The sequence below is a fragment of the Halomonas huangheensis genome (assembly GCF_001431725.1).
Taxonomy (GTDB): Bacteria; Pseudomonadota; Gammaproteobacteria; order Pseudomonadales; family Halomonadaceae; genus Halomonas; species Halomonas huangheensis.
This window is the reverse complement of the sequence record NZ_CP013106.1, coordinates 4,523,953-4,544,398: the sequence shown is the minus strand read 5'-3', so window position 1 is coordinate 4,544,398 and position 20,446 is coordinate 4,523,953. Positions and strand designations below refer to the sequence as shown.

The following is a 20,446-nucleotide window of genomic DNA, read 5'->3' as shown; positions in this document are numbered from 1 at the left end:
TATGGAAAAACATGAAGATATGGCAATCCCAGCCGATCAAGCCACCCTCGATACCTTCGCTGCGCTTTCTCAGGCGACGCGACTCGATGCCTTTCGTCTGCTGGTGCGTCATGAACCGCAGGGATTGGCCGCGGGCGAGGTCGCGCGCCGCATGCAGGTGCCGAACAACACCATGTCGGCGCATCTGGCCGTACTCAGTCGCGCTGGTCTGGTGATTCAGCGCCGCGAGAGCCGCTCGGTGATCTACCGGGCCAATCTTGCCCATATGGTAGCCACCGTGCAGTTCCTGGTGCGTGACTGCTGTGCCGGAAATGCCGAGGTCTGCGATCCATTGCTGGCGGCACTCGAACCAACATGCTGCCCGATCGAGGACAAGTGACAGAGGACAAGTGACCGATGATCCAGATCTACCACAACCCCGAGTGCGGAACCTCACGCAATACGCTGGCCATGCTCAAGGCCTCGGGCGAACAGCCCGAAGTGATCGAATATCTGCGCACACCGCCGAGTCGCGAGCGGCTCTGCCAGTTGATCGCTGCGATGGGAATCAGCCCTCGCGAGCTGTTGAGGCGTAAGGGCACACCCTTCGATGAGCTGGGTCTCGATGATCCGTCACTCGATGACGATGCGCTGGTGGATGCGATGATCGAACACCCGATCCTGATCAACCGGCCGATCGTGGTCAGCGAGCGGGGCACGGCACTGTGTCGTCCGTCGGAGAAGGTGCTGGCACTGCTGGTCAACCCGGTGACGCATTTCGTCAAGGAAGACGGTGACAAGGTCGTGGTATCGGAGGTGAACTCATGAGTGTTGTTCCATCGCTACAGGACTTGCCCAATATCGATCCGGAACAGTGGCGTGGGATTGATGTTGACCGACTGGTCGCACCGGGTGTGGAGCGTCATCCACCAAGGATTCTGGTGCTTTACGGGTCGCTGCGTGAGCGCTCCTATTCCCGTCTGCTGGCGGAAGAGGCCATGCGTCTGCTGACGGCTTTCGGCGCCGAGGTACGCAGCTTCTCACCGCATGATCTGCCGTTGCCTGATGCGGTGAATGGTGATCACCCCAAGGTCCGCGAGTTGCGTGACCTGGCCAACTGGTCCGAGGGTATGATGTGGGTCAGCCCGGAACGCCACGGGGCAATGACTTCGGTAATGAAGGCGCAGATCGACTGGTTGCCGTTGTCGATGGGCGGCGTGCGCCCGACTCAGGGCAAGACATTGGCATTGATGCAGGTCTGCGGCGGCAGCCAGAGCTTCAATACGGTCAACCAGATGCGCTTGCTGGGACGCTGGATGCGTATGCTGACCATCCCCAATCAATCGTCGGTGCCGAAGGCTTTCAACGAATTCGATGAAGCTGGACGCATGCGTCTGTCGCCGCTTTACCTGCGTGTGGTGGATGTCTGTGAGGAGCTGATGAAGTTCACCTGGCTCAATCGGCAGCGCAGTGACTACCTGACCCAGCGTTACTCCGAGCGTGTCGAGAGCGCGGAAGAGGTGTCGAAGCGGGTCAACCAGACCACTCACTGAAGCGCGACTCAATGTCTCGTGGAGCCGCACCGGGCGCTTACTGGCCCGGTGACGTCGTTCAATCACGTCACGCTCGTTTTCGAGCAGCACAGGAGCAGGATTCATGCTGGCGTTGGCCATCTTCGTAGTGACTCTGACTCTGGTGATCTGGCAGCCCCGAGGGTTGGGTATCGGCACCAGTGCTCTGGCGGGCGCGGCACTGGCTCTGCTGGCCGGCGTCGTAAATCTGGCCGACGTGGTGGTGGTATGGGATATCGTCTGGGATGCCACCTTCACCTTTGTGGCGCTGATCATCATCTCGCTGATTCTGGATGAAGCGGGATTCTTTGCCTGGGCGGCACTGCACGTTGCCCGCTGGGGGGGTGGCAGTGGGCGCCGGTTGTTCCCGTTGGTAATCCTGTTGGGGGCGGTGATCGCGGCCTTCTTCGCCAACGATGGTGCGGCGCTGTTGCTGACGCCAATCGTGATGGCGATTCTGCTGCGCCTGCAGTTCTCACCGGCGGCGGCCCTGGCATTCATCATCGCCACCGGTTTTGTCGCCGATACCACCAGTCTGCCGTTGATCATCTCCAACCTGGTCAACATCGTCAGTGCCAACTTCTTTGATGTGTCCTTCAATCGCTATGCGCTGGTGATGGTACCGGTCAATCTGATTTCGCTGAGCGCGACCCTGGTGGTGCTGTGGCTGATGTTCCGGGGTGATCTACCCGAGCACTATGAACTCGAGCGTCTGGAAGATCCGGCGCAGGCGGTACGTGATCCGTTGGTCTTTCGTGCGGCCTTTCCTCTGCTGGGGGTTCTGCTGGTGGCGTTCTTCGTCACTGCCCCCCTGGGAGTGCCGGTAGCGGTCGTCACCGGGCTGGCGGCGTTGGTACTGGCCAGCATTGCCGGACGTTGGTGGCGCGGCGGTGGCAGCACGGTGATCTCCATGCGTCGCGTGATTCGTGATGCACCCTGGCAGATCGTGCTGTTCTCGGTGGGTATGTATCTGGTGGTCTACGGACTGGGTAACGCCTGGTTGACCGCCGATGCCAGTGCGGTACTTACCTGGCTGGGCAAGCAGGGGCAGTTGGTGGCGACATTGGGTACTGGCGTGTTGTCAGCGCTGTTGGCGTCGGTGATGAACAATATGCCATCGACGCTGGTGGGTGCGCTGGCCATCGACCATGCGCAGGTATCGGAAACAACTCGCGAACTGATGATCTACGCCAATGTCATCGGTAACGACCTGGGGCCCAAATTTACGCCGATTGGCAGCCTCGCCACGTTGTTGTGGCTGCATGTGCTGGCCAACAAGGGCACTCGGATCAGTTGGGGGCAGTACATGAAGGTTGGGCTGGTACTGACCCCGCCGGTACTGCTTTCTGCGCTGGTAGGGCTGTGGTTGTGGCTGCCTTTAACGCAGGGATGACGCTCAGAATAGCGCTGCTTCGAATGCCTGGAGTGTTTCTTCCGGTTGTGCTCGGTAATGATCCCTGGCGAGCGCGACCAGTGAAGTCTGGTTGGTGATGATGTCATGTAGATCGCGCTGGCGCTCAGTGTCGTAGATATTCAGCATGATGGTGTTCTGCCCTGCGCCGGTGATGTCCAGGGTCTCGTAGAGCACCAGCACTTCGTCATTGAAGTCATTGTGCCAGCTGTAGTAACCGTTGCTGTGGAACTGGCAGGCATGGGCGCGGAAGTGGCAGCCCAGCGCGTCTTCGAGCTCGGACCGGGTGTCTTGCAGTGATCCTTCGCGGGAGCGGTATGTCAGACTCATACAGATAGACCTTTCTTGTGTCTGGCGAGTAGCGCGCGCGCCTGACGAGAGACACGCAAAACAGGAAGTGTTCAGCGCTGGCTGGCATGCTGCAATCACAACTATCGAACGCGGGCGTCGCCAGCAGAGCCATTCTTCAGAACAGCAGAGATATGCCAGCCCGTCACGGAGCAAGCGTGCGGATGGTATCAGTCATGCGGGTAGCCGCGTGGGAGAAACTTGTCCATTTCAGCCACGCCTATTCTGGCATGGACAATAGACCTTGATATTGTCGTTCTGTTGCAGGTTATTGTGGTTTTGGTAAATCTTTGTGCGGTACTGGCCATGCCGTTCAGCCGAGCGGTGCCATGCTTTCCACCAGGTATTGCAGCGCCGCCAGCGCATGTTGAAAGTGTTGCTGCAGCATGCTGCCGAGGTCGGTCATCAATACCATCAACAGCGCAAGACCTGCCGTCAATGAGGCAGGAAAGCCAATATTGAACACCGTCAATTGCGGTGCTGCGCGGTTGAGGATGCCCAGCGCCAGATTGATGATCAGCAGTGAACATACCAGCGGCAGGGCGAGCAGCAACCCGGTCGCGAAAATGATGCTGGCGTAGCGGGCCAGCATGATGAAGGCTTCGGGATTGAAGCGCTGGATGCCGATCGGCAGGGTGGTAAAGCTGGAGATGAGGATTTCCAGTACGATCAAGTGGCCATTGAGTGCCACAAACAGCAGCAGGGTTATCATGTACAGAAAGCGTGATACCACCACCATGTTGGCACTGGTTCCCGGGTCGAAGAAGGTGGCGAAGCCCAGTCCCATCTGCAGACCGATATATTCGCCACTGGCCATGACCACAGCCAGCATCACATGCAGCAGGATGCCCATGGCGATGCCGATAACCAGTTGCTCCATGATCAGTCCGACCCCTGCCCAGGACATGATCGGTATCTCGGGCATGGCAGGTAATACGGGCGCGATCAACACAGTGATGGCGCCTGCCAGCGCGATCTTGACTTGCTTGGGCACCGCGCTGTGCCCCCAGAGTGGTGAGGCGAGCATCAGTGCTGTGATGCGAAAGAAGGGCCACAGAAAGGCCGTCAGCCAGCCGTGCAACTGAGTGAAGGTAATCTCGAACATCAGATGTGCACGCGTCGCAGGCAGCAGGACATCAGCTCACCATCTGTGGGATGTTGCTGAATAGCTCCCGCGTGAAGGTAATGATCAGTTGCAGCATCCAGGGACCTGTCAGTACCAGTACCGCGAATACTGCGAGAATCTTGGGAATGAATGACAGCGTCATTTCGTTGATCTGGGTTGCGGCCTGAAACAGGCTGATCAACAGACCAGTGAACAAGGCGGTCAGCAGCAGTGGGGCGCCCAGCAGCAGAGTGATTCGCATGCCCTGGTGGGCCAGACCCATTACCGTTTCTGGAGTCATCGAGACCTCTCCTAGAGATAGAAGCTGTTGGCCATGGAGCCGATGATCAGTTGCCAGCCATCGACCAGCACAAACAACATCAGCTTGAACGGCAACGATATGGTGACTGGCGGCACCATCATCATCCCCAGCGCCATCAGCACACTGGCAACCACCAGATCGATGATCAGAAAGGGAATGAACAGTGTGAAGCCGATCTGAAAGGCGGTCTTCAGCTCACTGGTGACAAAGGCCGGCACCAGTACCTGTAGCGGCACATCTTCAGGCCCCTGCATCGTCCCGATCTCGGCGAGCCTGGCGAACATGGCAAGATCCGGTTCGCGGGTCTGCCCAAGCATGAATTCGCGTAGCGGCTGCTGGGCTCGCTGCAGGAATTCGCCGAAGTCGATCTGTTCGGCGGACAACGGGGCCCAGGCGCTCTGATAGACCTCGTTGATCACTGGCGACATGATGAAGGCGGTAAGAAACAGCGCCAGACCGAGCAGGACCTGATTGGGTGGTGTCGTCGGCGTTCCCATGGCGGTGCGCAGCAGTCCCAGCACGATGATGATGCGTGTGAAACTGGTCATCATCAGTAGTGCAGCTGGCAGAAATGCCATGGAAGTCAGCAGCAACAGCGTCTGCAGCGACACTGACCACTTCTGTCCACCGTCTGCCATCGGTTGACTGATGATGCCGGGGATCTGTTGCGCCACAGCGGGAGTGCTCAAGCCCAGCACCAGGCCAGTCACCAGCAGTAGCGGTGCCAGGCGCTGGAGCGCCACAGCGGGAGCTGTCATGAGCCTGTTCCCCGCCTGGACAGATTGGCCTTCAGTGCCTGAGCGAAGCGCTCGGCGAAACTACCCTGCAGCTCGACCTCGGATCCGGAGGCCTGTTCCTCTCGGGCCTCGAGACTATCGAGCCGGGTGATCTGATTACCACCTACGCCCAGCACCAGCCATCGGTCCTCTACCTGCACTACCACAACCTTTTCACGCGGGCCGATCGGCGTGCTGCCGATTACCTTGAGTGTCAGCTGTTGCGACTGTCGCGGTAGGCCGCGTCGACGCACCAGCGCCGCCAGCCCAAGAATGATCAGAAGTACCACGGCCAGAGCGGCGGCGGTCTTGCCGAGCATTGCCATTCCCAGCAGGTTATCGCCGCTCTGGGTCAGGCTCTCCAGCGACTGATTGATCGTTGCGGAGGAGTCGATGCTCATCGGTTGAGTTTCTTGACCCGTTCAGAGGGAGTGATGATCTCGGTGATGCGGATGCCATAGCGGTCCTCGACGACGACGACTTCGCCCTGGGCGATCAAGTAGCCGTTGATGAGGATATCCATCGGCTCGCCGGCGAGACCGTCAAGTTCGATAACCGAACCCTGGGCCAGTTCCAGCAGCTGCTTGATCGTCAGGCGGGTGCGGCCCAGCTCCACGGTCAGCTTGACCGGGATATCCATGATCATCTCGAGGTCGCGCTGTCCCACTTCGCTGGCATTGCCGGCCAGCGGACGGAACACGCTCTCACCGGCGTTACGGGTTGCAGACGCCGTGTCGGTTTCATCGCTGCCGACATCATCAGTGCTGTCTTCCGCCTGCTGCTGTTCGGCGAGGGCGGCGGCCCAGGGATCATCCTCGGCCGATTCAGTGCTGTCGTCCTGCTGTTCGGACATCGCGGCTTCCCAGTCATCTTCACCTACGGGAGCATCCGGCTTCTTGGGGTCTGTCATGTTGCTATTCCTCGGAGGAAGGCTGGGAGCCTTTGACGAAGGCGTTATCAGGATGGTGTCCTGCACGGTGGTCGATCATCCGCAACACACGCAGGGCGCGCTGCTCGTGCTGGCTGCCGTATTCGCACTCCATGACCGGCACGCCATCGACGCGGGCGGTAACGGTCTGGGGTAGATCCAACGCCAGGATGTCGCCTTGCGACAGCTGCATCACCTCAGCCATACAGGATTCGATCTCGGCAAAGTCGGCGATCAGCTCGATCTCCGAGTGGCGCAGCTCTCCGGCCATGCGGCGATGAAAGGCGCCGTCCTTGTTACGGCTACCCTCACTGAGCGGGTTGGTGAGCAGTTCGCGTAGCGGCTCGATCATGGTGTAGGGGATACACACCTGAAAGGTCGAGGACAGATTGCCGACTTCGAGATGAAAGGCCGTATTGACCACGATCTCGTTCGGTGAGTTGGTGATATTGGCGAATTTGGACTGCATCTCCGAGCGCAGATAACTGATTTCAAGTGGATATACCGACTTCCATGCTTCGCTGTAGCCGTCGATGGCCAGTTGCAGAACTCGCTTGATGATGCGCTGCTCGGTATTGGTGAATTCGCGCCCTTCGGAGCGGGTCAGGAAGCGACCATCACCACCGAACAGGTTATCGACCACCATGAATACCAGGCTGGGGGGAAACACGATCAATGCCGAGCCCTGCAGCGGCTTCATGGCGATGATGTTGATGTTGGTCGGCACCGGGACGTTGCGTGCGAAGTCGCTATAGCTTTGATATTGCACCGAATCCACGGTGATATCCGCACTGCGTCGCAGTAGATTGAACATGCCCATGCGGAAGTGACGAGCAAAGCGCTCATTGATGATATCCAGCGTCTGCAACCGCTCACGGATGATGCGATGCTGAGTGGCGGGATCGAAGCGCCGCACACGACTACTCGTATTGGTCGGTGTGCTGTCCTCGCTTTCCTCATCCCCACTGACGCCCTTGAGCAGGGCGTCGATTTCTTCCTGGGACAGTAGGTCGTCTTGAGACATGGTGATGCTGACCTATTGGACGATGAACTCGGTGAACAGCACATGACTGATGTTCACATCGGAGTGATTCTCAGCAAGCAGTTCGCTGAGGCCGGTGGTCAGGTCTGTTGCCAGTTGTTGCTTGCCTTCGGGGGTAACCAGATCTTCTGCCTTGCGACCGGAAAGCATCAACACCACTCGGTTGCGGACCTGAGGGCGGATGCGGTCAATGGCTTGCTGACTGAGCTGGTCGCCGAGTTGCAGCGTGATACCCATGTACAGCATGCGCGGCCCACCGTTGTCCTCGGCGAGGTTGACGGTGAAGGGCTCGAGCTTGAGATATATCGGGTCGACCGGTGGCTCCGCCCTGGTGTGAGCGGTGTCTTGCTGGGCTTCCCCGGCATGGGCCAGCGCCCCGGGAGACTGGTTCAGCAACATGTAGATGGCAATCGCCGCGGCAGATGACGCCGTTATCACCAGCACCACCAGTAGCCAGATAAGCCATCGCGATCTTGCCATATCCGTGTCTCTCCACCTTCGAGGCCCATCCTGGGCGAATGAATCAGGCCTGTCGTATGCAGGCAGGTCTCGAGGTCGAGTATGCCGTCTCGGAGTAAACCGCGATGGACCGAACAGGCGTGAACTTCGCGCTTATCTTGGGGGATTAGCAGAGCCGCTGGCGCGGCACCGGAGTACTCTTGAGCAGCTACGAGTTGTCAGTTACCAGAGGTAAGAGGTAAGGGGTAAGAAACCCGAGTACCCCCTGGTCCTGTAAAGGGAGGCGTCTACAAAATCGGGGGCATAGCAACTCTTCACTCTTGATTCTTCCTTCTTCCTTCTTTTTCCTTCTTCTCTCTTACGCATACAAATCAACCCGGCCATCCATGACCACGCTGGTGGTATTGGTGGTGATCAACGGTTCGCTGTTGTCGGTGATGTTGCCTGGCGAGTTGCCGGTTGCCAGTCCGTTACCCGGACTCTGGTCGCGGCTGGTTTCGCCTTGTGTGCCTTGGCCATGGTCACTGACTGACGTCTGGCCGAGTTGTATGCCCTGTTCGGCGAGGATTTCACGTAGCTGGGGCAGCGCCTGTTCCACGGCCTGGCGAACGTGGGGGTGTGCCGAGACGAACTGAGCCTGAGCGCCATGCTCGCCCATACGCAAGCTGACCGACAGTGGGCCCAGCTCGGCGGGATGCAGACGCAGTTCGATACGCTGGTCGCCTTCCTGTGTCTGGGGGCCTATACCGATACGCGTCAGGGTATGACCCAGTTGCCGGGACCATTCCGGGCTGCTGATATTGGCCGGGATACTGCCGGTCATGGCCGAGGCTGGGGCACGTGATGCACTGTTGGCCTGGGCCAGTGAGGCGCTGAATGGGTCATCGCTGGTGCCGTCGGCCAGTTGACTGCCAGGGTTGCCGTCCATTGCCATGCTCCGTTTCCCCCGGTTCTGTGGGGTCAAGCTCTGTGAGGTCAAGCTCTGTGAGGTCAAGCTCTGTGTGGTCAGCACCGAGGCGTTGGTGTCCACCGGTGATGGAGGCGTGTTGGAGGGCGAGCCGGCCATCGCCTGGGGAGCCGTTGCCGGATGACTGGGGTTTTGGGACTGTTCGCGGTGTTGCAGGCGCTGAGCCAGCTGCTCAGGATCAAGCAGTAGATGCCTGGAGGGAGCATTGGATGTTGCCTGGTCCAGTGTCCCGACGATGACTTCGGAGTGAGTGGGGGATGGATTCAACGTCGACAAGGTACCTGAACCTGGTGTGTGGGCACTGGCGTTGGCCATCAACTGCAGACGTTCGCGAACGACTGCCAGGCTATCGCTGGCAGCGGTGGAACCCACCATGGTGGTATTGATGCCTGGTGTAGTAGTCAGCCCTGTATGTCGCAGAGCTCCTGCTGCCTGTGCTGGTAGCGTGTTCAATGTAGTGGCATTGATCGTGGCATTGATCGTGGCGGGGATCAGTAAGGCTTCCGCCAGCACACCGCCTTCATCGTCTGCATGTTCCTGATCAAGAGTGTCGTTTACAGCGCCGTTGTCGCGAGACGCTGGAAGAACGGCCCCACCAGGATCTGACTTGCCATCGGCAGCAGCTGAGCTGGAGGATGAGGACACAGCAGCCAGCCGTTCAGCAAAGCCGGAAGCGTTGGACGCATTGCTGGCTGCCGGCGCTGATCTGGCCGATGGTGCGGTGTTGATCAACAGGGAGAAATCCATGCTGGCTCCTGCGAAATCAGTGGACGTCAGACTGTGTGTTCTGGCGAAGTAGGCGGCTATTGACCAGCTCATCGGAAGTGCGTTGCTCCTGACGAACGGCCCGGCGTGACGCTGCGGTGGCCCGGCGTTCGGTAAGAGTGTCGTAGGCGCGGACGCGTTGCTGTTCCTGTTGCCAATCGTGCTGTGCCTGTTGCACTTTCTGGTGCTGCTCTGCAAGCGTCTGGCGTGCGTTGGTCAGCGCATTGTCCAGTGAGGCCAGGAAGCGCTGGGTATTGTGCAGCGTGGCGGGGTCAACGCCCTGGCGCATGGCATCGCTCAGACGGGCGGCGTACTCATGGCGATAGTTTTCCAGAGACTCAAGTTGGCGACTGACCTGCTGCTCGGTATCGAGACTCCCGGCCAGACGCTGTCCCGCCTGGTCGCGTGATGTTCGGGCGAGATCGAGCAGAGTATCGAGGGGCGAGGAAGCGGTCATGCGTTACCTCCGAGGATCTGATCAAGGACCTGGCGCGAGTGCTCGATGTTGGCGCACTCATCAGTACGTTGCTGCAGAAAGTGTTCGAGTTCCGGGTAGCGACGCACGGCTTCATCAAGCGATGGGTCGTGGCCGGGCTGGTAGGCACCGACGCTTATCAGGTCACGATTACGCTGGTAGCGTGACAGCATGCTCTTGAACCGCTGCGCCTGACGGATCTGGCGGTCATCGGCGACATGGTTCATCACGCGGCTGATCGAGGCTTCGATATCGATGGCTGGGTAGTGGCCGGCTTCGGCCAGTGTGCGTGACAGCACCACATGACCATCGAGGATGGCGCGTGCGGAGTCGGCAATCGGGTCCTGTTGATCATCGCCTTCGGTGAGGACCGTGTAGAAGGCAGTGATCGAACCGCCGCCGACCTCGGCATTCCCGGCGCGCTCGACCAGCCCCGGTAGTTTGGCAAACACGGAAGGTGGATAACCCTTGGTCGCCGGCGGTTCACCGATGGCTAGCGCGATCTCACGCTGTGCCATGGCGTAACGGGTCAGTGAATCCATGATCAGCAGCACATTGCGGCCTTCATCGCGGAAGCCTTCGGCCAGACGTGTGGCATAGGCCGCGCCCTGCAGGCGTTGCAGGGGCGACGTATCGGCGGGGGCGGCCACCACCACTGAGCGGCGGCGTCCCTCGGGGCCAAGAATATTGTTGATGAAGTCCTGGACCTCGCGCCCACGCTCACCGATCAAGCCGACGACGATGACATCTGCCCGGGTATAGCGGGCCATCATGCCCAGCAGTACCGATTTACCCACACCAGAACCGGCAAACAGCCCCATGCGCTGACCGCGACCGACGCTGAGAAGGGCGTTGATGGCGCGAATACCAACATCGATCTGTGCATCGATGGGTGCACGAGACAGCGGATTGAGTGGTGGTGTCGCGAGAGGAGCGCGCGGAGCGTCGTCGAGATCACCAAGGCCATCCAGCGGCACGCCGGTGCCATCGACGACTCGGCCCAGCAGCTGTTCACCGAGAGGAAAACGCCGAGCACTGCCCGGTTCGCCATTGCTGATCGGCAGTACCCGGGCTCCCGGCATCAGGCCATGAATCTCGGCCAATGGCATCAGGAACAGACGGTCGCCGGAAAAGCCCACGACTTCGGCATCGGCGTAGGTTTGTGCACCCTGTTGTGGGGTCGAGAGTTCGATGCGGCAGTTGTCACCCAGTGCCACGCGCAGGCCAACGGCTTCGATCACCATGCCGGTGGCACGTACCACGCGACCGCTGGAGCGAACGGTTGGCAGCGCTTCGATGCGTGAGGTGACCGATTTCAGCGCCTGCTGCCAGCGTTGTTGGTGTTCGGTGACGGCACTCATGCATCATCATCCGAGGCTGCATTGCGCCGGCGTACCTGTCCGCGGGCAGCTTCCCAGCGTCGCTGCCAGGTGGCATCCAACTCGCCATGTTCGCCAACTATCCGGCAGCCGCCCCGTTGTTGTCGATCATCGACACGTAGGCTCCAGCCTGCCGTGGCCAGTGATTCACCGAGGTGGGTCTGGACAAGTTTGAGATCCAGCGGATGCAGCCAAAGCCGCTGGCGGCCGACCAGAGGTGGGTCAGTGTGCAACAGCTCGTTGACCAGTTCGACGACCTGGCGTGGCCGTGTCTTGAGGGCTTCGCCGGCCAGCTGTCGACCTGTGGCGAGGGCAAGGTTGGCGAGCTCCTCTACCACTGCATCATCCAACTGGCTCAGAGCTGTCTGGAACTGTTCGACCAACTGGCGAATGGGCTCCAGAGCCTGCGCAGTCTGCCGTTCAATGGCCTCCGTTATCTCGGATTCGGCGCGAGCACGACCTTCGGCGAGACCCTGTTCGAATCCGGCAGCCAGTCCTTCGCCATGACCACGTTCGAAGCCTTGCTGGTGCCCGGCTTCGAGCGCCTGTTGACGCTCGTTCTCGAGCCGCTGTGAGCGCTCTTCAGCAGTGGGCTCGGTCGATTCCTCGGAGCCTTCACTCTGTGATGGAGTGGTGATGTCGTCATTCGGCAACTTGTCCATGCGCCAGCGGCGCCAGGTGGCGCTGTCCGGGACCCAGGACTGATGGCTCATGACGTCACCCTCCCGGGCGCACCATGCACGGTATTGCACAGCAGGTGATGGCACGGTACGTAATGAAACGGTGCGCAATGAAATGGCGAGGAGTTACACATAGGCTTCCTCGACTCCACTGAGCACGATTTCACCATTGTCGGCCATCCGCCTCACGATCTGCAGGATGGCCTTCTGTTCGGCTTCGACCTGGGAGATACGCATCGGACCACGAGTGTCCATGTCCTCCATCAGCAGGTCCGCAGCACGCTGCGACATATTGAGCAGGAAGCGTGCCTTGAGATTCTCCGGGGCTCCCTTGAGCGCGACCACCAGGCTGTTGGTGTCGATTTCCTTGAGCAGCAGTTGAATACTGCGGTCGTCGAGGTCGGCGAGATTCTCGAACAGGAACATCTCGTCGATGATGCGTTGGGCGAGGTCCTCGCTGTGAGCGCGCACGGTGTCGATGGCGGATTCTTCCTGACTGGTATTCATCAGGTTGAGAATCTCTGCAGCCGTGCGTATGCCACCCATCTTGCTGCGCTTGAGATTCTGACCATCGAGCATACTGGTGAGGACTTCCGTAAGCTCCTGCAACGCCGCTGGCTGCACGCCACTGAACGTGGCAATACGTAACACCACATCATTGCGCAACTTGTCCTCGAATTGTTCGAGAACATCGGCTGCCTGATGGCGCTCGAGGTGGACCAGTACCGTAGCGATGATCTGTGGGTGCTCGTCGCGAATCAGCTCGGCGACCATCGACGGTTCCATCAGGTTGAACGCATCAATGCCGCTGCTGGTACCTGCCGATTCGAGAACGTCCTCGATCACGCTGGAGGCGCGCTCGCTACCGAGAGCCTTGGTCAGTACCGAACGAATATGCTCGCTGGAATTCATGTTGAGGCCAACGTACTGCTCAGTCTCGTGATGGAAGTCCTGCAGCACACTACGCATTTCGTCATGGGAGATCTGACCGAGTTGTGCCATCTCGCGAGAGAGCAACTGGATTTCCTTGGCATTGAGAAACTTGAAGACTTCTGCGGCACTGTCTTCATCGAGGGCGAGAAGCAGCACGGCGCTGCGACGGACACCGCTGTTGGTTTCGGAACTAGTCATTTTCATTCATCCAGCCGCGAACAATCATGGCAACCATACGCGGATCTTCCTGAGCCATTTCGCGCAGATCGTTGAGGTTCTGCTCATAGGCCGTGGCCTTGCGCTGGCGCTTCGTCCCGCGTGCGTAGGTAGGGGCCTCTTCATCTTCCGCGACTCCATCACTCGGTGAGGTGTCGCTGTCGGCTTCCCGCTCCTCGCCAACAGTGGCGCGGAAGCCAGCCGGTGCGCTCTGTATCGCCGGGCTTTCGGTATAGCGGCGGATCAGCGGCCGCAGGATCAACAGGTACAGCAGCAGGATGGCGATACCGGCCAGCAGATAGCGACCAGTGCTGAATGCCATGTGCTGGATACTCGGATCACGCCACCAGGGCATATCAGCTAGACCGTCGGGGCGGCTGAAGGGGCTGTTGACCACCGTCAGAGCATCTCCACGGGTTTCCGAAAAGCCCATCGCCTGGCGTACCAGACGCTCGATCTGAGCCAGCTTTTCTTCGTCCAGCGGTTGCAGGTTCTCGCTTCCATCATCCGCGAGGCCCGGTTGGTAGTTGACCACTACCGCAGCGGACAAGCGCTCGACCTGGCCTCGCTGGTACTGCACGTGCGAGACCTGATGATCGACTTCGTAGTTGATGACGTCGTCACGCCGCATACGGCTGTTGGCTAAGTCGTCATTCGCAGCTTCAGGGTCAGCCTCGTTGTCAGCCGGAGCCTCTGGGTTCTCGATCGGTGACGGCGCAGTACCGGGCGGGGTATTGCTCAGTGCCCCGGGAATGCCACTGGCAAAGTCACCCTGACCGTTGTAGTCGAGGCTGCTCTGGCGACTGCGCACGGCGGCTTCATTGGGCGGCTGGTTGGGGCCGTAGCGCTCAGAGGTTTCTTCACGCCGGTTGAAGTCGACCTGTGCCGTTACCTGAGCCTTTACGTTGCTGGGACCCAGCAGCGGCGCAAGGATGGCCTCAATGCGGCGCTGGTAGCTGTGTTCCACCTGGCTGACATAATCGAGCTGGGTGCCGTCGAGACCCATGTTCTCGGTGGTGGGGGAAGACAGCAGTCGACCGGATTGGTCGACGACAGTGACATCTTCGTTGGAGAGGTCGGGGACACTCGATGATACCAGGTGGACAATGGAGGCGATCTGGCCATCGCTGAGCTGGCGGCCGGGCTCGAGTGACAGTACGACGGAGGCCTTGGCCGGATCACGCTTGCGCACAAAGACCGAATCTCGGGCCAGTGCGAGGTGGACCCGGGAATTGGCGACGGGTCCCAGTGATGTAATGGAGCGTGCAAGCTCACCCTCGAGCCCGCGCTGGTAATTGATCTGTTCGGCGAACTGACTGATACCGAAGGCCTGGCTATCCATCAGTTCCAGGCCTACGTTGCCGGCATGGGGAAGGCCTTGTTCGGCGAGTTGCAGGCGCAGGACCGGAACCTGGTCGCTGGGTACCAGCAGGGTATTGCCCCCTGAAGCGAACTGGTAAGGCACACCACGGCTATCCAGTTCGGTGATGATGGCGCCGCCATCGGCTTCACTCAAGTTGCTGAACAGCACTCGGTACTGTGGCCGAGAAGCCCACAGTAAAAGCGCAACGATAACGGCAACACAGGCTGCCGCAGTGATCACCAGTGCAATGGCAGGCTTGCCACGCAAGCGGGCGACCAGCTCTGCCATTGGGTTGGAACCAGTGGATTTCCCATCATCGGTAACCGCTGCACTCATGAGCGGCTCCTGATGGCTATGGCCCGGTGGCCTTGTTCGCAATCGTGCAGTGGCATGAACGGCAGTCCGTAGCTAGATCCGTAACTTGGGGTGGTGCGCAGTGAGCGGTTCCGTGATGACTGCCATTATGCTTGGCCACCGTCAGGGTAAACGTCTGAATAGCCCTTCTTTTGGCAGTCAATTACGCCGATGGAGAGATGCTGGGCCTTGCTAGGCTTGGCGGCACTTCTTCATCATCCTCAAGGACTCCCAATGGCTACTCCCGCTATGCAGTCAGCGCTCGCGCAGATGACTTCTCTGGCTCAGCAGTCCGGTGCTGCGACTTCCTTGAACAGGCCATTCGACAGGGCGGCGACGAAGGTTGATGGAGACGCGAATTTTGCCGATGCGCTTGAATCATCGATACAGCGTATCAATGAGTTGAAGAGTGCCGCGGATACCAAGGCTCAGGCATTTCAAGCCGGGGCTCCAGGCGTCGAACTCAATGACGTCATGGTGGATATGCAGAAGGCCAGCCTTTCCTTTCAGATGGGGCAGCAGGTACGTGACCGGCTGGTGAGTGCCTATCGCGAAGTGATGAATATGCAGGTCTGACCAGCATTGGCGCCTCCACCGTCAGGCAGAGCCGCTGGTCGGGATTGTGGGCAACGCACTGGATTGTAGTCAGCGTGCAGGATTGTGGTCAGCATGTTGGATTGTGGGCTACACGATGAGGCTCGGCTCGAGAAATACTGTCCACAGCCACTCCAGCCGCACAACAAACTGCCTATGCCTACTCTTTAGCGCTTTTCCTCAGACTATCAACGGCTTGTTCACAGCTACCTCCCAAGGTTGTTCACTGGGTTGTCCACAGCCTGCATCGTCAAGCCGGGCACCACGGACATAGCGATATTGAGCCATAGCGGTATTGATCCATAGCGGTATTGGCCCATAACGACATGGGCACATAACGACGTGGGCACATACGGCGGTTGAGCCACGGCGCTCATGGCTCACCCTTGAGTGATGCACAATCTCGTGGTCCTGGTTCAGTGCCCCTGGCTGGTGATCAATGGTCGTACATCAGCCGGCATCAGTGGTGATATTTCGCGGTGTTCGTTGAGTGGGCGCCGGGCAGCAGCAGTCAGCAGGATCTGCAATGGATCTCCATGGCTGACGAGCAATAGGCTGGTGTCGTCATAGCGTTGCTCCAGCTCGGCAATCAAGGCGCAGAGTCGCTCCGCTACCTGGCACACGCTCTCCACGTCTCTGTGCTGCTGGCTGGGGTCTTCAGCATCCTGCTCCCAGACGTCGTGATAACAATTATCCGGCTGCAGGTCACAGTCTCCGAAGAAGCGTTCGCGCAATCTGACGTCGGGTTCCAACGGGATGGCAAAGTGATCGGCAATGCGCTGTGCCGTCTCTGTGGTACGTAGAAAATCCGAGTGCAGGATCCGCTGGGGTGCGCTCAAGTGCCATTCGCTGATACGCCTGCTCAGTTGCTCTTCACCCTTGGCCGAGAGTCCATAACCGAGCAGACCGTGTTCGGGCGATGACACGATTAGCCCCATGGCATTGGCTTGGCTATGACCGTGGCGCATCACGAGGTATTGGTTGCGTAGATGGTGGAGCTCGGGTGCGGAAGTGTTTGACTTCATATAGTCACATTCTAGATTGAGTTCAGGGGCGTTCGAATTCGCGCATCAATTGACCTATCAAACATCGAGACGTGTTCGCCTTCGAACTTTCGATTCAGCAAGCGCAATGGCCCGGGGTGACTCGAGGTCATGTCACTTGAGTTCAACACAACAAACACAATACATCACTAACGAGGCACGCCATGCGACACTCATTCCTGCAGGGTAGAGCTCTCCTGCTCGCCACGCTAATTGCTTCATTCGGTTTTATGGTAACCACCGCCCAGGCCCAGGAGTGTCCACACGGAGATCTGGATCCGCAGTACTGTGACGAGGATGGTGATCTTGTAGCGGACCCGCCCAGCGACGAGTCCGAACTGGTCAATCCCGATACCTTGATCTTCGCTTACACCCCAGTCGAAGATCCGGCGATCTACGCCGATATCTGGCAGCCGTTCATCGACCACCTCAAGGAAGTGACCGGCAAGGACGTGCGCTTCTTTGCGGTCCAATCCAATTCCGCCCAGGTAGAGGCGATGCGTAGTGGCCGTCTGCATATTGCCGGCTTCTCGACCGGCCCCACACCCTTTGCCGTCAACCTGGCGGGTGCGGTGCCGTTTGCCTTGATGGGCTCTGACGATGGGCGCTTCGGCTACACGCTCCAGGTTTATACTCAGGCTGACTCGGACATTCAGACGCTAGCCGATCTGAAGGGCAAGCGAGTAGCCCACACCTCTCCCACATCCAACTCCGGTAATCAGGCGCCGCGAGCGCTGTTTCCAGAGCAGGGAGTAGTACCGGACGAGGACTATGAGGTGCTGTATTCCGGTAGTCATGATCAGTCGATGCTCGGCGTTGTCGCCGGTGACTATGATGCGGCGCCGGTCGCCTCTGAAGTGGTCGAGCGCATGGCCGCACGTGATCTGTACGACGAAGACAGCGTGCGCATGATCTTCGAGTCGGAGCCGTTCCCGACCACTTCCTATACTTATGCTCATGACCTTGATCCAGCGCTCGTCGACAGTATCAAGGAAGCCTTCTTCAGCTTCGACTTTGCCGGCACCGCCCTTGGTGAGGAGTTTGATGGTGTCGAGAAGTTCATTCCGATCACCTATCAGGATCAGTGGAACGTGATTCGTACCATCCAGGCGGCCAATGGAGTGAGCTATACCCCCGAAAACCTGGAAGAGTAGGCGGCTGCGGCAGGCAAGGGGACTCAGGGTGAGGCGTTCCCCTGAGTTATTCCCTGCCGATCGGACTTGTGGAGATATTGCTTGGCCCACCTCAATATCGAGGTGGGCCTTCAGGGGGCTGTAATGCTGGAAATTACCCAACTGGTCAAACGTTATGGCCGTAATGAGCCGGTGCTCAAAGGCCTGGATCTTACCGTCGAAGGAAATACGGTGGTGGCCATTGTCGGGGCGTCGGGGGCCGGCAAGAGCACCTTGTTACGCTGCATCAATCGCTTGATTGAACCCAGCTCCGGGTCGATCAAACTCAATGGCGATGAGTTGTCGCATCTGCGCGGTCAGGCTTTACGCCAGGCGCGGCGTCGCATAGGCATGGTATTCCAGGGCTTCAATCTGATTGATCGCCTCTCGGTAATGGAAAATGTACTGGCGGGGCGGCTGGGCTATGTGACCTTTCTACAGGCGTGGCGTCGGCGTTTTCCGCAACAGGACATCGAGCGGGCGTTCGAGTTGATGGAGCGAGTGGGGATTGCGCAATACGCCAACAAGAGGGCGGATGAGCTATCTGGTGGTGAGCGCCAGCGTGTCGGTGTGGTCCGAGCCCTGATGCAGGAGCCGGATATCCTGCTGGCCGATGAACCGACCGCATCGCTGGACCCTGTCACCAGCGAGCAGATCATGAAGCTGATGCGTAGCCTGGCCGAGGAATTGTCACTGCCGGTATTGATCAACATCCACAATGTGGCCCAGGCACGAGCCTACACCGAGCGCATCGTCGGGTTGCGCCATGGACACATGATCTTCGATGGATCGCCCGAGCGCTTCGACAAGGCGGCGCTGGAGGAAGTCTATGGCGGTATCGAGGCGCCGGACGAGACCATGGCGCCAGTCACAGCGGAGGACAGTGCCTGATGTCGGCGACTCCGGTGACACGTCAGTGGCGCAAGCCTCACTTCATCGCCAGCCCCTGGTTACGCTGGGGGTTGATCCTTGGCACGGTATTCTACCTTGGGTGGGCGCTGGCAACCCTGCCATTCGACTGGTCGCGTATCAGCGAAGGTATCCCACGTGCTGCACGAATCTTCGGTGGTGGATTTCCGCCGAGTTTCGAGCGTTATGAGCTACTGTTCAGCGGCTTCAAGGAGAGCTTCCAGATAGCCTTGCTGGCAACGTTACTCGGCGTATTGTTGTCGATTCCCTTTGCGGTGATGGCTGCCCGCAACATCGCACCGCGCCCGATCTACCTGCTGGGTCGCTCGGTGATCATTGTGTCGCGTAGTTTTCATCCGGTGATCGTCGCCATTCTATTCGTCAAGGCCGTCGGGTTCGGGCCACTGGCCGGCATTCTCACCCTGACGCTGTATTCCATTGGCTTTGTCGGCAAGTTGCTTGCCGAGGAGATCGAGGAGATTGATTGGGGACAGGTCGAGGCGATGCGTGCGGCGGGCGCCAGCTATCTGTCGACTTTGATCTTCGCGGTCTTTCCCCAGATCCTGCCACGTCAGATCGGGCTGTCGATGTATCAGCTTGACAGTAATCTGCGGGCTTCGGCGGTGGTCGGAATTGTCGGAGCCGGCGGCATCGGCAGCACGCTGATGAATGCCTTCGGTCGTTACGATTATGACTTTGCCTTTGCCATCCTACTGGTGATCATCGCGGTGATTCTGGTCAGTGAAGGCATCAGTGGCTGGGTGAGGAAACGTGTATGGTGACTTCGAAGCATTCCGTAGCCAGCCGTGTGTGGGTTCGCTACAGCCGCCGCGAGCGCTGGACTCGCTGGCTGATCATGCTGCTGGTGTGTGCGGTATTGGTGTGGGCGGTCCGTGATGTCGATATCTTCTGGCCCTGGGTATGGGATGCGCCGGTGCAGATCCATAGTCTGGCCGAGCGTATGTGGCCCCCGGACCTGCGGCGTCTGGAGGAGATTGTGGGGGCAATGGTCGAGACGGTACACATTGCTACCCTGGCGACGTTTCTGACGATATTCCTGGCGCTACCGATCTCGTGGATATCGGCACAGAACACCACGCCCAACCGTGCTTGCCTGTGGCTTGGCCGCTTCATTCTGGTCGCCAGCCGTTCGGTCAACACCATTATCTGGGCACTATTGTTCGTGGCTATCTTTGGCCCCGGCGTGCTGGCCGGGATCCTTGCGATCACTTTTCGCTCGATCGGGTTTGTCGGCAAGCTGATGGGCGAGGCCATTGAGGAAATCGATCGCAAACCGGTGGAGGCCATGGAAGCAACCGGTGCCAGCCGAGCTTGTGTGGTGTTGTACGCCATCGTGCCCCAGGTGATGCCGGCCTTCTTTGCCGTCATCATCCTGCGCTGGGATATCAACATCCGCGAGTCGACCGTTCTGGGACTGGTTGGGGCTGGCGGTATCGGCGTGATTCTGCAGGGCGCCATCGATACGTTCGCCTGGCCAACGGTGGCTACCATTCTGTGTGCCATCGTGCTGTTGGTGCTGGCGGGAGAGGCGGTTACCAGCGTGTTGCGTCGTAGGGTACTCTAGGCATCACTGAGTGCACCTGAACGCTCGTTCCGGTGCACCATGGCGGGATACGCTATGCTCGAGCGATAAG

At 59.2% G+C, this 20,446-nt stretch carries 24 protein-coding genes; 9 read left to right on the top strand and 15 right to left on the bottom strand.

What is annotated here, in order from left to right:
• Positions 1 to 19: 19 nt before the first annotated feature.
• The 4 genes from AR456_RS19730 (at position 20) to AR456_RS19715 (ending at position 2,943) form a co-directional block, all read left to right on the top strand.
• Positions 20 to 379, top strand: coding sequence for an ArsR/SmtB family transcription factor (locus AR456_RS19730; RefSeq protein ID WP_031208046.1), 360 nt, complete (start codon positions 20 to 22; stop codon positions 377 to 379).
• A gap of 17 nt (positions 380 to 396) precedes the next feature.
• Positions 397 to 807: an arsenate reductase (glutaredoxin) gene (gene arsC, locus AR456_RS19725; RefSeq protein WP_021819318.1), complete on the top strand. Its 411-nt coding sequence runs from the start codon at positions 397 to 399 to the stop codon at positions 805 to 807.
• The gene (gene arsH / locus AR456_RS19720) at positions 804 to 1,532 is read left to right on the top strand and encodes an arsenical resistance protein ArsH (RefSeq protein ID WP_021819317.1); all 729 of its coding nucleotides are present in this window, start codon (positions 804 to 806) and stop codon (positions 1,530 to 1,532) included. The genes arsC and arsH overlap by 4 nt, the downstream gene beginning before the upstream one ends.
• Before the next feature lie 103 nt (positions 1,533 to 1,635).
• Positions 1,636 to 2,943, top strand: coding sequence for an arsenic transporter (locus tag AR456_RS19715; protein WP_021819316.1), 1,308 nt, complete (start codon positions 1,636 to 1,638; stop codon positions 2,941 to 2,943).
• 3 nt (positions 2,944 to 2,946) lie between these two features.
• On the opposite strand, the gene AR456_RS19710 is transcribed toward AR456_RS19715, so the two are convergent.
• The 14 genes from AR456_RS19710 to fliF all read right to left on the bottom strand — a co-directional run bounded on the left by AR456_RS19710 (position 2,947) and on the right by fliF (position 15,055).
• Entirely contained in the window at positions 2,947 to 3,291 is a 345-nt protein-coding gene (locus tag AR456_RS19710) for a hypothetical protein (RefSeq protein ID WP_021819315.1), read from the bottom strand.
• Positions 3,292 to 3,622: 331 nt separating this feature from the next.
• On the bottom strand, positions 3,623 to 4,414 hold the full coding sequence (gene fliR / locus AR456_RS19705; RefSeq protein WP_021819314.1) for a flagellar biosynthetic protein FliR: 792 nt from the start codon (positions 4,412 to 4,414) through the stop codon (positions 3,623 to 3,625).
• A gap of 31 nt (positions 4,415 to 4,445) precedes the next feature.
• Positions 4,446 to 4,715: a flagellar biosynthesis protein FliQ gene (gene fliQ, locus AR456_RS19700; protein ID WP_021819313.1), complete on the bottom strand. Its 270-nt coding sequence runs from the start codon at positions 4,713 to 4,715 to the stop codon at positions 4,446 to 4,448.
• An 11-nt stretch (positions 4,716 to 4,726) separates the two neighbouring features.
• Positions 4,727 to 5,494, bottom strand: coding sequence for a flagellar type III secretion system pore protein FliP (gene fliP, locus AR456_RS19695; protein WP_021819312.1), 768 nt, complete (start codon positions 5,492 to 5,494; stop codon positions 4,727 to 4,729).
• A complete protein-coding gene (gene fliO, locus AR456_RS19690; protein WP_021819311.1) occupies positions 5,491 to 5,913 on the bottom strand; it encodes a flagellar biosynthetic protein FliO in 423 nt (140 codons plus the stop codon). Before fliO ends, fliP begins: the two co-directional genes overlap by 4 nt.
• Positions 5,910 to 6,422: a flagellar motor switch protein FliN gene (gene fliN, locus AR456_RS19685; RefSeq protein ID WP_021819310.1), complete on the bottom strand. Its 513-nt coding sequence runs from the start codon at positions 6,420 to 6,422 to the stop codon at positions 5,910 to 5,912. Before fliN ends, fliO begins: the two co-directional genes overlap by 4 nt.
• 4 nt (positions 6,423 to 6,426) lie before the next feature.
• On the bottom strand, positions 6,427 to 7,464 hold the full coding sequence (gene fliM, locus AR456_RS19680) for a flagellar motor switch protein FliM (RefSeq protein ID WP_021819309.1): 1,038 nt from the start codon (positions 7,462 to 7,464) through the stop codon (positions 6,427 to 6,429).
• A 12-nt stretch (positions 7,465 to 7,476) separates the two neighbouring features.
• Positions 7,477 to 7,962, bottom strand: a complete 486-nt coding sequence (gene fliL / locus AR456_RS19675; RefSeq protein WP_021819308.1) for a flagellar basal body-associated protein FliL — start codon at positions 7,960 to 7,962, stop codon at positions 7,477 to 7,479.
• A gap of 337 nt (positions 7,963 to 8,299) precedes the next feature.
• Positions 8,300 to 9,655, bottom strand: a complete 1,356-nt coding sequence (locus tag AR456_RS19670) for a flagellar hook-length control protein FliK (RefSeq protein WP_021819307.1) — start codon at positions 9,653 to 9,655, stop codon at positions 8,300 to 8,302.
• Positions 9,656 to 9,671: 16 nt separating this feature from the next.
• A complete protein-coding gene (fliJ, locus tag AR456_RS19665; protein WP_021819306.1) occupies positions 9,672 to 10,130 on the bottom strand; it encodes a flagellar export protein FliJ in 459 nt (152 codons plus the stop codon).
• Entirely contained in the window at positions 10,127 to 11,509 is a 1,383-nt protein-coding gene (gene fliI, locus AR456_RS19660) for a flagellar protein export ATPase FliI (RefSeq protein ID WP_021819305.1), read from the bottom strand. The genes fliJ and fliI overlap by 4 nt, the downstream gene beginning before the upstream one ends.
• A complete protein-coding gene (locus AR456_RS19655; protein WP_021819304.1) occupies positions 11,506 to 12,240 on the bottom strand; it encodes a flagellar assembly protein FliH in 735 nt (244 codons plus the stop codon). Before AR456_RS19655 ends, fliI begins: the two co-directional genes overlap by 4 nt.
• Positions 12,241 to 12,333: 93 nt before the next feature.
• Positions 12,334 to 13,338 (bottom strand): flagellar motor switch protein FliG, encoded by a 1,005-nt coding sequence (gene fliG / locus AR456_RS19650; protein WP_021819303.1) that lies wholly within the window; start codon positions 13,336 to 13,338, stop codon positions 12,334 to 12,336.
• Complete coding sequence (gene fliF / locus AR456_RS19645; protein WP_021819302.1) at positions 13,331 to 15,055, bottom strand: flagellar basal-body MS-ring/collar protein FliF; 1,725 nt, start codon at positions 15,053 to 15,055, stop codon at positions 13,331 to 13,333. The genes fliG and fliF overlap by 8 nt, the downstream gene beginning before the upstream one ends.
• Positions 15,056 to 15,307: 252 nt before the next feature.
• Between fliF and fliE the strand changes: the two genes are divergently transcribed.
• Complete coding sequence (gene fliE, locus AR456_RS19640) at positions 15,308 to 15,649, top strand: flagellar hook-basal body complex protein FliE (RefSeq protein ID WP_021819301.1); 342 nt, start codon at positions 15,308 to 15,310, stop codon at positions 15,647 to 15,649.
• 434 nt (positions 15,650 to 16,083) lie between these two features.
• Here fliE and AR456_RS19635 read toward each other — a convergent pair whose 3' ends face one another.
• Entirely contained in the window at positions 16,084 to 16,692 is a 609-nt protein-coding gene (locus AR456_RS19635; RefSeq protein WP_021819300.1) for a histidine phosphatase family protein, read from the bottom strand.
• Positions 16,693 to 16,940: 248 nt separating this feature from the next.
• Between AR456_RS19635 and phnD the strand changes: the two genes are divergently transcribed.
• The 4 genes from phnD (at position 16,941) to phnE (AR456_RS19615) (ending at position 20,376) form a co-directional block, all read left to right on the top strand.
• Positions 16,941 to 17,864: a phosphate/phosphite/phosphonate ABC transporter substrate-binding protein gene (gene phnD, locus AR456_RS19630; protein WP_236995587.1), complete on the top strand. Its 924-nt coding sequence runs from the start codon at positions 16,941 to 16,943 to the stop codon at positions 17,862 to 17,864.
• Between the two features lie 123 nt (positions 17,865 to 17,987).
• Positions 17,988 to 18,773, top strand: a complete 786-nt coding sequence (phnC, locus tag AR456_RS19625) for a phosphonate ABC transporter ATP-binding protein (protein WP_031208034.1) — start codon at positions 17,988 to 17,990, stop codon at positions 18,771 to 18,773.
• A complete protein-coding gene (gene phnE / locus AR456_RS19620) occupies positions 18,773 to 19,573 on the top strand; it encodes a phosphonate ABC transporter, permease protein PhnE (protein WP_021819297.1) in 801 nt (266 codons plus the stop codon). Before phnC ends, phnE (AR456_RS19620) begins: the two co-directional genes overlap by 1 nt.
• Positions 19,567 to 20,376, top strand: a complete 810-nt coding sequence (gene phnE / locus AR456_RS19615; protein WP_021819296.1) for a phosphonate ABC transporter, permease protein PhnE — start codon at positions 19,567 to 19,569, stop codon at positions 20,374 to 20,376. The genes phnE (AR456_RS19620) and phnE (AR456_RS19615) overlap by 7 nt, the downstream gene beginning before the upstream one ends.
• Positions 20,377 to 20,446 lie beyond the last annotated feature (70 nt).